This window comes from Streptomyces sp. NPDC093094 (assembly GCF_044754345.1).
Classification (GTDB): Bacteria; Actinomycetota; Actinomycetes; order Streptomycetales; family Streptomycetaceae; genus Streptomyces.
Window position 1 is genome coordinate 173,516 of sequence record NZ_JBIVOX010000009.1, and the last position, 14,645, is coordinate 188,160.

The following is a 14,645-nucleotide window of genomic DNA, read 5'->3' on the forward strand; positions in this document are numbered from 1 at the left end:
CCCGTCCGCGCCCGGCCACGCCATGAGGCGGACCGCCCGGCACTGCTGGGGAAAACCCCACCCCGGCATCTCAAGGCGTGACGGGCTGCTTACCGTCTCTTTATCAGGGCCTAGACTCCCGTGCGTACAGCGTCGAACAAGGTCGTCGTCGAGGGTCGGCCAGGGAGCGAGGGACGGACGTGCGGGAACCGACCGTCGTCGCGGCGGACTACTTCCAGTCCTATTCGGTCGTCGGACTGCTCGCCGCCGTCGGCGTGCTGTTCGTCGCCGTCGCCTTCGGGGCCGGCCGGCTGCTGCGGCCCACCGTGCCGACCCCCGAGAAACTCCTGACCTACGAGTGCGGCGTCGACCCCGTCGGCGAGGGCTGGGCCCACACCCAGGTCCGCTACTACGTCTACGCCTTCCTCTACGTCATCTTCGCCGTCGACTCGATCTTCCTGTTCCCCTGGGCGACGGTGTTCGCCGCGCCGGGCTACGGGGCGACGACCCTCGTCGAGATGTTCGTCTTCCTCGGTTTCCTCACCGTGGGACTGCTCTACGCGTACAAGAAGGGGGTCCTGGAATGGACGTGACCCCGGAGCCCGTCCCCCTGCCCGAACCGAAGAGGCTGGGCGCCCTCGCGCGCCTCGCCCCCGAGCCGATGAAGGTCGTCCTCAACTGGGGACGCCGCTACTCGCTCTGGGTCTTCAACTTCGGGCTCGCCTGCTGCGCGATCGAGTTCATCGCCGCGTCGATGGCCCGCCACGACTTCATCCGCCTCGGGGTGATCCCCTTCGCGCCCGGCCCCCGCCAGGCCGACCTGATGATCGTGTCCGGCACGGTCACCGACAAGATGGCCCCCGCCGTGAAGCGGCTCTACGAGCAGATGCCCGAGCCGAAGTACGTCATCTCCTTCGGCGCCTGCTCCAACTGCGGCGGCCCCTACTGGGACTCGTACTCGGTCACCAAGGGCGTCGACCAGATCATCCCCGTCGACGTCTACGTCCCCGGCTGCCCGCCCCGGCCCGAGGCGCTGCTCCAGGGCATCCTCAAGCTCCAGGAGAAGATCGCCCGGGAATCGCTCGCGGAGCGCTACGGCACCGCTGCCCGCCCCTCGGCGGCCGCGCTGCAGAGCGGCCTGGTGAAACCGCCCGCCGCACCGGCCGAGGAGGGCTCCCGATGAGCACCGCCGGCTGGCTGCCCGCCCCCGCCGCAGAGCTGTTCGGCCCGGACGCCACCGCCGAGGAGTCCTACGACGTCCTCACGGTCGACGTCCCCGCCGCCGGCTGGATCCCCGCCCTGCGCACCGCCCGCGACGAGCTGGGCTGCACCTACTTCGACTGGCTGAGCGCCGTCGACGAACCCGGCACCGGCTTCCGTGTCACGGCCCATGTCGTGGCCCTCGCGCCGGTCCGGAGGCTGCTGCTGCGCACGACCGTCCCGCACGAGGCGCCCGCCCTCGCCTCCGCCGTCGGCGTCTACGCCGGTGCCGGCTGGCACGAGCGCGAGACGCACGAGATGTTCGGCGTGACCTTCGAGGGCCACCCCGGCCTGGAGCATCTGCTCCTCCCGGAGAACTTCGAGGGCCACCCCCTGCGCAAGGACTTCGTCCTCGCCGCGCGCGTCGCCAAGGCGTGGCCCGGCGCCAAGGAGCCGGGGGAGTCCGACCACGGCGGCCCCAAGCGCCGCCAGATGCTTCCGCCCGGCGTCCCCGACCCCAACGACTGGGGCCCCCTCAAGGGCCAGCTCCCGCCCGCTCCGGCCCGCCCGGCCCGAGGTGCCGCCCGCCCCGCGGGCGAGCGCCCGGCCCGCCGTGCCCGCACCGCCTCGGAGGGCTCGGCGAGCCAGACCGCCCCGGCGGCGGACGCCGCGGCCACCCCGGCAGCGGCCCCGGCGGCACCAGGGGCCCGCCGTGCCCGCACCGCCTCGGAGGGCTCGGCCTCCCAGCGTGCGGAGGCACCCGCCGCGCCCGCGGCAGAGGCCCCGGCGGGCACACCCGCGGGTCCGTCCGACCCGGCACCGGCACCTCCCGCCGGGCCCCGCCGCGCCCGCAGCGCATCCCAGGGCTCGGCCTCCCAGCGGGCCGGCGCCCCGGCCGAGCCGGGGACCGGTGCCGCCGTCGAGCCCCGTACCTCCCCGCGCAGCCCCGACGCCCCCTGGCATCACGCCCGCCCCGCCTTCGACGAACCGAAGCCGGAGCCGTCCGAGCCGGAGCCGTCCGAGCCGGGACAGCCGGAGCCGTCCGAGCCGGGACAGCCGGAGCCGTCCGAGCCGGGACAGCCGGAGCCGCAGCAGCCGCAGGACCCCGTGACGGAGACTCCGCAGGAACCCGTCCCCGGGAACCCCGAAACCCCCGGGAACCCCGAAACCCCCGGGAACCCCGAAACCCCCGGGAACCCCGAAACCCCCGGGAACCCCGAAACCCCCGGGAACCCCGAGAACCCCGAAGATCCCGCAGGAGGCCCGCAGTGAACGACGCTCTCGACGTCGCCCTGCGACTCCTGATCGTCTTCGTCGTCTTCCTCACCTTCCCGCTGATCATCGGCCAGACCGAGCACAAGGTGATGGCCCACATGCAGGGCCGCCTCGGCCCGATGTACGCGGGTGGCTTCCACGGCTGGGCCCAGCTCGTCGCCGACGGCGTGAAGTTCGCGCAGAAGGAGGACGTCGTCCCCGCGGGCGCGGACCGCAGGATCTTCCAGCTCGCCCCGGCCGTCGCCCTGCTGCCCTATCTGCTCGTGCTGCTCGCCGTCCCGATCGGCCCGGGCGAGGGCGCGGTCGGGGAGGTCATCGACGCGGGCGTCTTCTTCGTCCTGGCCGTCATGGGCGTCGGTGTCCTCGGCGCACTGATGGCCGGCTGGGCCAGCGCCAACAAGTTCTCCCTGCTCGGCGGCCTGCGCACCGCCGCCCAGCTCCTCGCCTACGAACTGCCGATGCTGCTCGCCGCCGCCTCCGTGGCGATGGCGGCCGGCACCGTCTCCCTCCCCGGCATCCTCGACGCCTTCGAGTGGTGGTGGCTGCCCTGGCAGATCGTCGGCGCGATCGTTTTCTTCGTGGCGGGCCTCGCCGAGCTCCAGCGCCCGCCCTTCGACATGCCCGTGGCCGACTCCGAGATCATCTTCGGCGCCTACACCGAGTACACCGGTCTGCGTTTCGCTCTCTTCCTCCTCGCCGAGTACGCCGGGATCGTCGTCCTGTGCGGCCTGACCACCGTCCTGTTCCTCGGCGGCTGGCACGGCCCCTGGGGCGCCGACGGCCTCGGCTGGGTGTGGACCCTGCTGAAGACGGCCGCCCTCGCCTTCGTCGTCATCTGGCTCCGCGTGACCTACCCCCGGCTGCGCGAGGACCAGCTCCAGAAGCTCTCCTGGACCCTCCTCGTCCCCCTCGCCCTCGCCCAGATCGCCCTCACCGGCATCGTCAAGGTGGTGATCTCCTAGTGGCCCCCGTTCCCGGCTCCGGCCTCGCCAAGGGCCTGGCCGTCACCCTCCGCACGATGACGAGGAAGACCGTCACCCAGCAGTACCCGGACGTCCAGCCCGACCTCCCGCCCCGCACGCGCGGTGTCATCGGTCTGTTCGAGGAGAACTGCACGGTCTGCATGCTCTGCGCCCGCGAGTGCCCCGACTGGTGCATCTACATCGACTCCCACAAGGAGACGGTCCCCGCGGCCGCACCCGGTGGGCGCGAACGCAGCCGCAACGTCCTCGACCGCTTCGCCATCGACTTCTCGCTCTGCATGTACTGCGGCATCTGCATCGAGGTCTGCCCCTTCGACGCGCTGTTCTGGTCCCCGGAGTTCGAGTACGCCGAGACCGACATCCGCGACCTCACCCATGAGCGCGACAAGCTCCGCGAGTGGATGTGGACCGTGCCGGCCCCGCCCGCCCTCGACCCCGCCGCCGAGGAACCCAAGGAGATCGCCGCGGCCCGCAAGACCGCGGAGAAGCTCGCCGCCGCCCAGGCCGAACCCCAGGAGGAGGCGTGACCCTCGCCGCAGACACCCACGGCTTCCTCTCACCGACCGGCGTCGAGATCGCCTTCCTCCTCGTCGGCCTGGTCACCTTCGGCGCCGCCCTGGTCACCGTCACCACCCGGCAGCTCGTGCACGCCGCCCTGTGGCTGGTGGTCGCCCTCGGCGGCCTCGCCGTCGAGTACCTCCTGCTCACCGCGGAGTTCATCGCCTGGGTGCAGGTACTGATCTACGTCGGTTCCGTCGTGGTCCTCCTCCTCTTCGGACTGATGCTCACCCGGGCCCCCATCGGCCGCTCCCCGGACGCCGACTCCGGCAACCGCCGGGCCGCCCTCGCCGTGGCCGTCGCCGCCGCGGCCGCCCTGGTCTGGGTGGTCGCCGACGCCTTCCGCACCACCTGGATCGACCTCGACGGAGCCCCCGCCGGCACCACCGAGGTCACCGGCCAGGCCCTGTTCCAGAACTGGGTCCTGCCCTTCGAAGCCCTCTCCGTCCTCCTTCTCGCCGCCCTGGTCGGCGCGATCGTCCTGTCGCGCAAGGCGAAGGCCGACTCCGTGGACGCAGCACCCGGGAAGGAAGGCGCCCGCTGATGCACCTCGCCTATCCCGCCGTACTCTCCGCCCTGCTGTTCTGCACCGGCCTGTACGGCGTCCTCGCCCGCCGCAACGCGATCCTGGTCCTGATGTCGGTCGAGCTGATGCTCAACGCCGTCAACCTCAACCTGGTCGCCTTCGACGTCTGGCTCAGCCGCGCCGCCGAGGAGACCCTGCACTCCGGCCAGGCCCTGACCCTGTTCACCATCGCCATCGCCGCCGCCGAGATCGGCATCGGCCTGGCGATCGTCCTCGCCGTGCACCGCAACCGCGGCACCTCGGACATCGACAGGCTGCGCGACACCGCCGAGGGCCACGAGACCGACGTCCCCGAGGCCGCCGCGGCCGCCGAGAAGGCTGAGGCCACCGCGTGACCACGACCACCCTGGCCGTCCTCGTCCCCCTCCTGCCGTTCCTCGCCGCCGCCGCCGGACTCCTCCTCGGCCGCACCGCCCCCGGCTTCGTCCGGCCCCTCGCCGTCCTGCCGGCCCTCGCCTCCCTCGTGCTGGCCGCCCTGGTCGCGGCCCGCCAGGGCGGGAACGCGCCCGTCGAAGCCTCCACCGAGCTCACCCCGACCGGCTCGGTCCCCATCGACCTCGCCCTCTACGTCGACGGCTTCGCCGCGCTGACCGCCGTCGTGGTCACGGTCGTCGCCACCTGCGTGCAGATCTACTCCACGGGCTACCTCCGCGACGACCCGCGCTATCCCTCCTACGCGGCCCTGGTCTCGCTGTTCACCTCCGCCATGCTCCTCGTCGTCTACACCGGCGACCTGATGGTGCTCCTCGTCGGCTGGGAGGTCATGGGCATCTGCTCCTACTTCCTCGTCGGCCACTACTGGGAGACCCCCGAAGCCCGCGCCGCCTCCCTCAAGGCATTCCTGGTCACCAAGCTCGGCGACGTCCCCTTCCTCATCGGTCTGTTCGCCCTCGCCACCGATGCCGGGTCCTTCCGCATCACCAAGGTCCTCGGCGCCGTCGCGAGCGGGGCGCTCGACCACCCCACCCTGATCGCCCTGCTGCTCCTCGCGGGCGTGGCGGGCAAGTCGGCGCAGTTCCCGCTGCACACCTGGCTCCCCGACGCGATGGCCGGCCCCACCCCGGTCTCCGCGCTGATCCACGCCGCGACGATGGTCGCCGCCGGTGTCTACTTCGTCGCCCGGCTCCTCCCCGTCTTCCAGGCGTCCACGGCCGCGATGGTCACCCTCGCCGTCATGGCCGCGGTGACCATGGTCGGCTCCGGCCTCGCCGCGCTCGCCCAGGACGACATCAAACGCGTCCTCGCCTACTCGACGATCGGCCAGCTCGGCTACATGACCGGCGCCCTCGCCGTCGGCGACCGCGGCGCCGCCGTCTTCCACCTCCTGTCCCACGGCGCCTTCAAGGCGCTCCTCTTCCTCGCCGCGGGCGTGATCATCCACGCCGCCGGCACCAACTCGCTGGCCGCGATGTCCCGCATGAGCCGACTGCGCGACCGCGTCCCCGACGCCTACTGGACGATGACCGTGGCGCTCCTCGCGCTCGCCGCGATCCCGCCGTTCAGCGGCTTCTTCTCCAAGGAGTCCGTCCTCGGCGCCGCCGAGCACGTCTCCACCGGACACACCGAGCACGCCCCCGGCGCCGCCGGCTGGATCATCCTCGTCACCGGCCTGTTCACCGCCCTGCTCACCGCGGGCTACGCCACCCGTCTGTGGCTGCTCGCCTTCCGGGGCCACGGCACCGAGGCCCCCGACCACGGCCGCCAGCCCCTGAGCATGACCGCCGTGCTGTGGGTCCTCGCCGTGCCGTCCCTCGGTCTCGGCGGGCTCGCCTACCGGCTGCTGCCCGACTGGTTCGACGGCAACGATCTCGCCCCGACCCTCACCACCTCGGTCCTCGGCACGGGCGTGGCCCTCGTCGGCGCCATCGTCACCTACGCGGCCTGGCGCCACACCGCCCCGCTCGCCGCCCGTGTCCCCCTGGGCGCGGTCGCCGCCCACCCCGAGGGCGACGCCGGACTCGTCGAGGCCGAGGCCATCGCCGCCCACGCACCCGCGTACGGGGACGTGGCCCAGGCCCCCGACCCGGCCGACCCGGGACGGCTGCTGCTCGGCCCGCTGCACCGCCACGCGGCCGTCGGCTTCCACCTCGACGCCGTGTACTCGGCGCTGTTCGTCCGCCCGGTCCAGGCCGGCGCGACTCTCGTGCGGTTCCTCGACCGCGAGGTCGTCGAGACCTATGTACGCGGCGCGGGCGCCCTGCCCCGCCTGCTCGGCGCGGCCGTCCGCCGCGCCCAGACCGGCAATGTGCAGACCTATGTGAGCGCGCTGCTCGCCGGCACCGTCGTCCTGACGGTCGCCGTCGTCCTCGTCGCCACGGGAGCGTGAGCAGGCGTGATCGATATCAACGAGTCAGTGATGCAGTTCCTTCTGGCGTTCGTCGTCGTCGGCCCGCTCCTCGGCGCCGCCGCCGCTCTGCTGCCCGCCCCGCCCGGACTGAAGGGGAAGTCGCCCGAGCAGGCCGTGCTCCGGCACGGGGTCACCGTGACCGGCGCGGTCCTCCTCGCCGCGATCGCCCTCGCGCTCGGCTTCGACCACGACCACCCGTCGAAGATGCAGGCGAGCACGGACATCAGCTGGATCCCCGCACTCGACGTGCGCATCCACCTCGGCATCGACGGCATCTCCCTCCCCCTTCTGGTCCTGACCGCGCTGCTGACCTTCCTCTGCGCGCTCTACAGCTACTTCAAGATGCCCTCGGGCCCGTCCCCGAAGGCGTTCGTCGCCCTGCTGCTCGTCCTGGAGTCCGGCACCCTCGCCACCTTCGCCGTCCTCGACCTGCTGCTGTTCTTCCTCGCCTTCGAGACGGTCCTGATCCCGATGTACTTCCTCATCGCCCGCTGGGGCGGCGAGGGACGGGCCCAGGCCGCCTGGCGGTTCATCCTCTACACGCTGCTCGGCTCCGTGGTCATGCTGCTCGGCCTGCTCCTGATCGGAATCACGGCGGGCACGTTCGACATGGTGGCACTCGCCACTGACAACGGCCGGTCCCTGAGCACGTCCGTGCAGGTCACCGCCGTACTGGCGATCGGACTCGGGCTCGCGGTGAAGACCCCGATGTGGCCGCTGCACAGCTGGCTGCCCGACGCCCACACCGCCGCCCCGACCGTCGGCTCGGTGCTGCTGGCGGGCGTCCTGCTGAAGATGGGCACCTACGGGTTCGTCCGCATCCTGCTGCCGGTCACCCCCGACGGCTTCGCCGACTTCGCGCCGTACCTCGCCGCGTTCGCCGTCGTCGGGATCATCTACGGATCCCTCGCCTGCCTCGCCCTCGCCCGGCGCGGCGCGAAGGGCGACCTCAAGCGCCTCATCGCCTACTCCTCCGTCGGCCACATGGGCTTCGTCCTGCTCGGCATCGCCACGATGACCCCGACCGGCGTGAACGGCGCCCTGTTCGCCAACGTCGCCCACGGCCTCATCACCGGCCTCCTCTTCTTCCTGGTCGGCGCGCTGAAGGACCGCACCGGCACCACCGACCTCGACACCCTCGCCGAGGAGACCGGCGCCGCCCTGTACGGCCGGGCCCCGCGCCTCGGCGGCCTGCTCGCCTTCGCTGCGGTCGCCTCCCTCGGACTGCCCGGCCTCGCCGGGTTCTGGGGCGAGATGCTCGCCCTGTTCGGCGCGTTCGAACCGGCCGAGGGCCTCAGCAGACCCGCCTTCCTCACCTTCATGGCGATCGGCGCGTTCGGCACCCTGCTGACGGCCGCGTACCTGCTGGTCGTGGTCCGCCGGGTGTGCATGGGCGCCGCCCGGGACGAGGTGCCGAAGCTCACCGACGTCCGGACCTACGAGTTCGCGGCCTGGACCCCGCTCGTCGTCCTCACCCTCGTCGCGGGCCTGTGGCCCAAGACCCTCCTCGGCCTGACCGACCCGGCCGTGCAGCAGCTCCTCGCAGGAGGCACCCGATGAGCTCCCCGGCCCAGACGCAGGCCGTCAACCTCGTCCAGGACGTCGACTGGCTCGCCGTCGCGCCGCCCACCCTCGCCGCGGTCGTCGCGCTCGCCGTCCTCGTCGCCGACCTGTTCGTCCCCGACGCGAAGAAGGCCGTGCTCGGCTGGATCTCGGTGGCGGGCCTGGCCGTCTCGACCGCGCTGCTGCTGCCCCTCCTGGACGGCGACCGCTCCACCTTCTGCCTCACCGGTGACCCCGGCGCGTGCAGCTACACCGCGGACCGCTTCACCCTGGTCGTCCAGTTCCTGGTCCTCGCCGGCGCCCTCCTCGCCGCCCTGCTGTCGGTCACCGCGCTGAAGGACGAGCGCAAGGCACTGCCCGAGGGCGAGTTCTGGTTCCTGCTGCTCTCCTCCGCGGCCGGTGCCGCGCTGCTGCCCGCCTCCCGCGACCTGGCCACCCTGATCGTCGCCCTGGAGGTCGCCTCCCTGCCGGCCTTCGCCCTCGTGGGCCTGCGCCACGGCGACAGGCGCTCCTCCGAGGCGGCCCTGAAGTTCTTCCTGTCCTCGGTCACGGCCACCGCCGTCAGCCTGATGGGCGTCAGCTTCGTCTACGCCACGACCGGCACCCTGTACCTCACCCAAATCGCCGAGCGCATCCAGGACGTCGACGGCCAGCTGCACACCCTCGCCCGGACCGGCGTCGTCCTCGCCCTCGTCGGCTTCGCCTTCAAGACGGCCGCCGTGCCCTTCCACTTCTGGGTCCCGGACACCTACGTGGGCGCCCCCCTCCCGGTCGCCGCCTATCTGTCCGTCGTCGGCAAGGCGGTCGGCTTCACCGGCCTGATCCTCGTCACCGTCGTCGCCCTGCCGTCCTACGGAGACGTCTGGGGCCCCGCCCTCGCCGTGCTGGCCGCGCTCACCATGACCGTCGGCAACGTCGGTGCCCTGCGGCAGCAGGGCACGCGCGCGTACAGCGCCGTACGCCTGCTCGCCTGGTCCTCCGTCGGCCAGGCCGGCTACCTCCTCGTCCCCGTCGCCGCCGCCGCGTACGCCGACGACGCCGAGCAGGCCGTCGGCTCCACCGTCGCCTACGCCCTCATGTACGGCGCCGTGAACCTCGGCGCGTTCGCGGTGGCCGCCCTGGTGGGCCGCAGGCACACGCTCAACCGCGTGGCGGACTACCGCGGCCTGTACGCGCAGAACCCCGTCACCGCCCTCGTCCTGGCCTTCTTCCTGCTCTGCCTCGCGGGCCTGCCGCCCGGCGTCATCGGCCTGTTCGCGAAGGTCACCGTCTTCTCGGCGGCCGTCGACGCGGGCCTCGGCTGGCTCGCCGTGGTGATGGCCGTCAACGTCGTGATCGCGCTGGTCTACTACCTGAAGTGGACAGGTCTGCTCTTCCGCGCCCCCGAGGGCGACGCTGCCCGGCATCCCGCCCCGGCGCCCCTCACGGCGGCGATCGCGGTCACCGCCGTCATCGCCGTCGTCCTGTCCGGGGCGCCCCAGATGGTCCTCCGCTTCACGGACACCGGCCTGTTCTGAGCGGTGCGGGCCGCCCGGTCACCCGTACGGCCCACACCGCAGAGCCGCACGCCCGGCGCGCACAAGGGAACTAGTGGCTCCCGCCTCGCGTTGTCCCAAGCGGGAGGGTCCACTGGACGTGAACAACACGACACCAGTGGTATCGCAGACCACACAGCAAAGGGTTCCCCTGCCGCACCACTTGGAGGGCGTACCGTGCACCGCCGGCACAACGGGCTCAGGACCGCAGTACTCCTCGGGGGACTGTCCGCGGTCATCATCGTCATCGGCAGCTTCTTCGGCCGTACGGGACTGATCGTCGCGGTGCTGGTCGCCCTCGCCACCAACGCGTACGCGTACTGGAACAGCGACAAGCTCGCCCTGCGCGCCATGCGGGCCCGCCCGGTCAGCGAGTTCGAGGCGCCCGCCCTGTACCGGATGGTCCGCGAGCTCTCCACCCAGGCCCGCCAGCCCATGCCCCGCCTGTACATCTCCCCGACGGAGGCGCCCAACGCCTTCGCGACGGGCCGCAATCCGCGCAACGCCGCCGTGTGCTGCACCGAAGGCATCCTCCGCATCCTCGACGAACGCGAGCTGCGCGGCGTCATCGGCCATGAGCTCAGCCACGTCTACAACCGCGACATCCTCATCTCCTCGGTCGCGGGCGCCCTCGCCTCGGTGATCATGTTCCTGGTCAACTTCGCCTGGCTGATCCCCATCGGCCGCTCGGACGACGACGACGGACCCGGTCTGCTCGGCCTGCTGCTGATCATGATCCTGGGCCCGCTCGCCGCCGGCCTCATCCAGATGGCCATCAGCCGCTCCCGCGAGTACGAGGCCGACGCCTCCGGCGCCCAGCTCACCGGCGACCCCCTCGCCCTCGCGTCCGCCCTGCGCAAGCTCGAGAACGGCACCAAACAGCTGCCCCTGCCTCCCGAGCCCAGAATCGAGACGGCGAGCCACATGATGATCGCGAACCCGTTCCGGCCCGGTCAGGGCCTGTCCCGGATGTTCTCCACCCACCCGCCCATGGCCGAGCGCATCTCGCGCCTGGAACAGATGGCAGGTCCCCGCCGATGAAACTCGTCCTGAACGTCATCTGGCTCGTCCTCAGCGGCTTCTGGCTGTTCCTCGGCTATCTGGCCGCGGGCGTGCTGCTGTGCATCACCATCATCGGAATCCCCTTCGGCATCGCGGCCTTCCGCATCGGCGTGTACGCCCTCTGGCCCTTCGGCTACACCACGGTCGAGCGCCGCGACGCGGGCGCGGCCTCGTGCGTGGGCAATGTGCTCTGGCTGGTGCTGGCCGGCTGGTGGCTGGCGCTGGCGCACATCGTCACCGGGATCGCGCTGTGTCTGACGATCATCGGGATCCCGTTCGGCATCGCCAACTTCAAGCTGACCCCGGTCTCCCTGTTCCCGCTGGGCCGCGAGATCGTCCCGACGGACGAACCGTTCGCAGGCCGCTGACCCGCACAGGACCCGGCCCCGGCAGGGTTTCCGTCAGCTCCCGGCCGTCCGTGCCCGTACTCCGTGGGCCAGCGCCCCGGCCGCCAGGACGGCGGCGCCCGCCGCGACCGAGGTGCCCGGCAGCGAGCAGGCCAGCACCGCGCAGCCCAGCAGGCCCAGGACCGGCAGGGCACGGGCCCTGAGGGACGGGTCGAGGGTCCAGGCGGAGGCGTTGGCGACGGCGTAGTACGCGAGAACGCCGAAGGAGGAGAAGCCGATCGCACCCCGCAGGTCGGCCGTGGCGGCGAGGACGGCCACCACCGCGCCGACAGCGAGCTCCGCGCGGTGGGGCACCTGGAAACGCGGGTGCACGGCCGCGAGAGCGCCGGGCAGATGGCGGTCGCGGGCCATCGCGAGAGCGGTGCGCGAGACGCCGAGGATCAGCGCGAGCAGCGAGCCCAGCGCGGCCACCGCCGCACCCGCGCGCACGACCGGCACCAGCCCGGGCAGCCCGGCCGCCCGCACCGCGTCGGCCAGCGGGGCCGTGGCCAGCCCGAGCTCCTGCGGGCCCAGCACGGACAGCACGGCGACCGCCACGCACGCGTACACGGCCAGCGCGATGCCGAGGGCGAGCGGGACGGCACGGGGGACGGTGCGCGCGGGGTCGCGGACCTCCTCGCCGAGCGTGGCGATGCGGGCGTACCCGGCGAAGGCGAAGAACAGCAGCCCGGCCGCCTGGAGCACCCCGTACAGGCCGCCCGACAGACCGATGCGCAGATGGACGCCCTCCGCCTCCCCGGAGCCCAGGCAGACGGCCACGACCAGCACCAGGACGGCCAGGACGAACGCCACGACGGCCCGGGTCAGCCGGGCGGACTTCTGCACGCCCCCGTAGTTGACGGCCGTCAGCGCCACCACGGCGGCGACCGCCACGGCGTGCGCCTGCTCCGGCCAGACGTAGGCGCCCACGGTGAGCGCCATCGCGGCGCAGGAGGCGGTCTTGCCGACGACGAAGGACCATCCGGCGAGGTAGCCCCAGAACGGGCCCAGCCGCTCCCGCCCGTACACATAGGTCCCGCCCGAGGCCGGATACAGCGCGGCCAGCCGGGCGGACGCCATGGCGTTGCAGTACGCGACCACGGCGGCCAGGGCGAGGCCGAGCAGCAGTCCGGTGCCCGCGGCGTGCGCGGCGGGTGCGAGCGCGGCGAAGATCCCCGCCCCGATCATCGAGCCGAGCCCGACGACCACGGCGTCGCCCACACCGAGTGTGCGGCGCAGCCCGGGACCCGAGGTGTCCGTCATGCGGCGCACCTTAGCGAAGGAGGACGAACACCCGGTTCACCCGTGCGGAGGGCGGGCGCCCCGGGAGATCCCGGGACGCCCGCCCTCCACGGCCGGTGAGGTCACCGGTAGTTGACGAACTGCAGCGCGAAGTCGAAGTCCCTGCCCTTCAGCAGGGAGATGACGGTCTGGAGGTCGTCACGGCTCTTGGAGCTGACGCGCAGCTCGTCGCCCTGGACCTGGGCCTTGACGCCCTTGGGGCCCTCGTCGCGGATGATCTTCGCCACCTTCTTGGCGTTCTCCTGGGAGATGCCCTCCTCGATGGAGGCGAAGATCTTGTACTCCTTGCCGGAGAGCTGCGGCTCGCCCGCGTCCAGTGCCTTCAGCGAGATGCCCCGCTTGATCAGCTTGGACTGGAAGACGTCGAGGACGGCCTTGACCCGCTCCTCGGAGTTCGCCTCCATGAGGATCTTCTCGCCGGACCACGCGATGGAGGCACCGACGCCCTTGAAGTCGTAGCGCTGGGAGATCTCCTTGGCTGCCTGGTTGAGTGCATTGTCGACCTCCTGCCGCTCGACCTTGGAGACGATGTCGAAACTGGAGTCGGCCATGACGTGTGGCTCCTTGCTCGGATGCTGTGATGACGCTCTGCGGATACGGCCTCAAGCCTAGCGATCTCGGCGCAGATCAACCGGGTGGCGAAGCACCCCCCGGGATCAGGTATTGTTTACGTCGTTGCCACGGAACACCGCCGCAAAGCGGGTCCGAGCGACAATCCCATGGCGGTGTGCCCGAGTGGCCAATGGGAGCGGACTGTAAATCCGTCGGCTTAGCCTACCCAGGTTCGAATCCTGGCGCCGCCACGCGTCGAAGACCCCCTCCGTGCGAACGGAGGGGGTCTTCGCGTTGGGTGCGTGCCTGTCCGTGGCGAAGCGGCGTTGTCGGACCCGGCGGGCACACTGAGGGCATGTCGTCCCGTCGCAGGCACTGCCCCGAGTGCCGCCGTGAAATCGCCGTCGTCGCCGGACGGTTCGCCCGGCACGATCCGCCCGGCGTGCGGGAGGGCGACCGGCTCGTCTCGTGCCCGGGGTCCCGTCGGCCCGCACAACTGGGTGCGGCGCAGCCGTCGTTGGACGGCTACGTCGTCCCGGAGTTCCCGGGGCAGCTGCCTCTGTTCTGAGCGAACCCGCCCCGGGCGCGCTCAGTTGCCGGCCACCGACTTCACCGCGACCGGCACCGGAGTCCTGCCGCCGATCAGTTCCAGCGTCAGGCCCGCCGTCGCCGGGGTCTCGATCAGCTCGGCCAGGACGGTGGCCACGTCGTCGCGGGGGACCGCGCCCCGGCCGGTACGCGCCTCCAGCCGCACCTGCCCGGTCCCGGGGTCGTCCGTCAGCGAACCGGGCCGCAGGATCGTCCAGTCCAGCGCGTCCAGGCCCTGTACGTGGGCGTCCGCCTCGCCCTTGGCGCGCAGGTAGACGTCGAAGATCTCGGAGCCCACGTGGCGCGGGTCCGCGCCCATCGAGGACACCACCAGGAGGCGCCGTACGCCGGCCCGGACGGCCGCGTCCGCGAACAGCACGGCCGCGCCCTTGTCGACCGTGTCCTTGCGTGCCGCCCCGCTGCCCGGACCGGCACCCGCCGCGAACACCGCGGCGTGCGCGCCCTGCAGATGCGCGGCGACCTCCTCGACCGAGGCCGACTCCAGGTCCAGCAGCACCGGTTCGGCGCCCGCCTCCCGCAGATCGTCGCCCTGCTCCGGCCTGCGGATGATGCCCGCGACCTCGTAACCGCGCGAGGAGAGCAGCTTCTCCAGCCGCCGCGCGATCTGACCATGGCCCCCAGCGATGACAATGCGCATGCCTTCGACCGTACGCCCGAACGCCCGCCCTCGCCCCACGGCCCGGACCCGGCCGCCCACCGGCACGACCC

The 14,645-nt window shown here is 72.3% G+C and carries 16 protein-coding genes and 1 tRNA gene; 14 read left to right on the plus strand and 3 right to left on the minus strand.

What is annotated here, in order from left to right; translation table 11 throughout:
- Positions 1 to 179: 179 nt before the first annotated feature.
- The 12 genes from ACIQGV_RS20920 to ACIQGV_RS20975 all read left to right on the plus strand — a co-directional run bounded on the left by ACIQGV_RS20920 (position 180) and on the right by ACIQGV_RS20975 (position 11,456).
- Entirely contained in the window at positions 180 to 572 is a 393-nt protein-coding gene (locus tag ACIQGV_RS20920; RefSeq protein ID WP_402496559.1) for an NADH-quinone oxidoreductase subunit A, read from the plus strand.
- Entirely contained in the window at positions 563 to 1,162 is a 600-nt protein-coding gene (locus tag ACIQGV_RS20925; RefSeq protein WP_402496560.1) for an NADH-quinone oxidoreductase subunit B, read from the plus strand. Before ACIQGV_RS20920 ends, ACIQGV_RS20925 begins: the two co-directional genes overlap by 10 nt.
- A complete protein-coding gene (locus ACIQGV_RS20930; protein ID WP_402496561.1) occupies positions 1,159 to 2,451 on the plus strand; it encodes an NADH-quinone oxidoreductase subunit C in 1,293 nt (430 codons plus the stop codon). The genes ACIQGV_RS20925 and ACIQGV_RS20930 overlap by 4 nt, the downstream gene beginning before the upstream one ends.
- On the plus strand, positions 2,448 to 3,416 hold the full coding sequence (locus tag ACIQGV_RS20935) for an NADH-quinone oxidoreductase subunit H (RefSeq protein WP_402496562.1): 969 nt from the start codon (positions 2,448 to 2,450) through the stop codon (positions 3,414 to 3,416). Before ACIQGV_RS20930 ends, ACIQGV_RS20935 begins: the two co-directional genes overlap by 4 nt.
- A complete protein-coding gene (locus ACIQGV_RS20940) occupies positions 3,416 to 3,964 on the plus strand; it encodes a NuoI/complex I 23 kDa subunit family protein (protein WP_402496563.1) in 549 nt (182 codons plus the stop codon). Before ACIQGV_RS20935 ends, ACIQGV_RS20940 begins: the two co-directional genes overlap by 1 nt.
- Complete coding sequence (locus ACIQGV_RS20945) at positions 3,961 to 4,539, plus strand: NADH-quinone oxidoreductase subunit J (RefSeq protein ID WP_402496564.1); 579 nt, start codon at positions 3,961 to 3,963, stop codon at positions 4,537 to 4,539. Before ACIQGV_RS20940 ends, ACIQGV_RS20945 begins: the two co-directional genes overlap by 4 nt.
- A complete protein-coding gene (gene nuoK, locus ACIQGV_RS20950; RefSeq protein WP_402496565.1) occupies positions 4,539 to 4,916 on the plus strand; it encodes an NADH-quinone oxidoreductase subunit NuoK in 378 nt (125 codons plus the stop codon). Before ACIQGV_RS20945 ends, nuoK begins: the two co-directional genes overlap by 1 nt.
- Positions 4,913 to 6,907, plus strand: a complete 1,995-nt coding sequence (locus tag ACIQGV_RS20955; RefSeq protein WP_402496566.1) for an NADH-quinone oxidoreductase subunit L — start codon at positions 4,913 to 4,915, stop codon at positions 6,905 to 6,907. Before nuoK ends, ACIQGV_RS20955 begins: the two co-directional genes overlap by 4 nt.
- Positions 6,908 to 6,913: 6 nt before the next feature.
- Entirely contained in the window at positions 6,914 to 8,488 is a 1,575-nt protein-coding gene (locus ACIQGV_RS20960; protein WP_402496567.1) for a NuoM family protein, read from the plus strand.
- On the plus strand, positions 8,485 to 10,008 hold the full coding sequence (locus ACIQGV_RS20965; protein ID WP_402496568.1) for an NADH-quinone oxidoreductase subunit N: 1,524 nt from the start codon (positions 8,485 to 8,487) through the stop codon (positions 10,006 to 10,008). Before ACIQGV_RS20960 ends, ACIQGV_RS20965 begins: the two co-directional genes overlap by 4 nt.
- A gap of 195 nt (positions 10,009 to 10,203) precedes the next feature.
- Positions 10,204 to 11,067 (plus strand): zinc metalloprotease HtpX, encoded by an 864-nt coding sequence (gene htpX, locus ACIQGV_RS20970; RefSeq protein ID WP_402496569.1) that lies wholly within the window; start codon positions 10,204 to 10,206, stop codon positions 11,065 to 11,067.
- Positions 11,064 to 11,456, plus strand: a complete 393-nt coding sequence (locus ACIQGV_RS20975; RefSeq protein ID WP_402496570.1) for a YccF domain-containing protein — start codon at positions 11,064 to 11,066, stop codon at positions 11,454 to 11,456. The genes htpX and ACIQGV_RS20975 overlap by 4 nt, the downstream gene beginning before the upstream one ends.
- Positions 11,457 to 11,489: 33 nt before the next feature.
- Here the strand turns inward: ACIQGV_RS20975 and ACIQGV_RS20980 are convergent, their stop codons facing one another.
- Both ACIQGV_RS20980 and ACIQGV_RS20985 read right to left on the minus strand, forming a co-directional pair.
- Positions 11,490 to 12,737, minus strand: a complete 1,248-nt coding sequence (locus ACIQGV_RS20980) for an APC family permease (RefSeq protein WP_402496571.1) — start codon at positions 12,735 to 12,737, stop codon at positions 11,490 to 11,492.
- 101 nt (positions 12,738 to 12,838) lie between these two features.
- Complete coding sequence (locus ACIQGV_RS20985) at positions 12,839 to 13,327, minus strand: YajQ family cyclic di-GMP-binding protein (RefSeq protein ID WP_402496572.1); 489 nt, start codon at positions 13,325 to 13,327, stop codon at positions 12,839 to 12,841.
- A 170-nt stretch (positions 13,328 to 13,497) separates the two neighbouring features.
- Between ACIQGV_RS20985 and ACIQGV_RS20990 the strand changes: the two genes are divergently transcribed.
- A tRNA-Tyr gene (locus ACIQGV_RS20990) sits at positions 13,498 to 13,579 on the plus strand.
- Between the two features lie 104 nt (positions 13,580 to 13,683).
- Positions 13,684 to 13,896, plus strand: a complete 213-nt coding sequence (locus ACIQGV_RS20995; protein ID WP_402496573.1) for a hypothetical protein — start codon at positions 13,684 to 13,686, stop codon at positions 13,894 to 13,896.
- A 21-nt stretch (positions 13,897 to 13,917) separates the two neighbouring features.
- Here ACIQGV_RS20995 and ACIQGV_RS21000 read toward each other — a convergent pair whose 3' ends face one another.
- Positions 13,918 to 14,574, minus strand: coding sequence for an SDR family oxidoreductase (locus tag ACIQGV_RS21000; protein ID WP_402496574.1), 657 nt, complete (start codon positions 14,572 to 14,574; stop codon positions 13,918 to 13,920).
- Between the last annotated feature and the right edge of the window lie 71 nt (positions 14,575 to 14,645).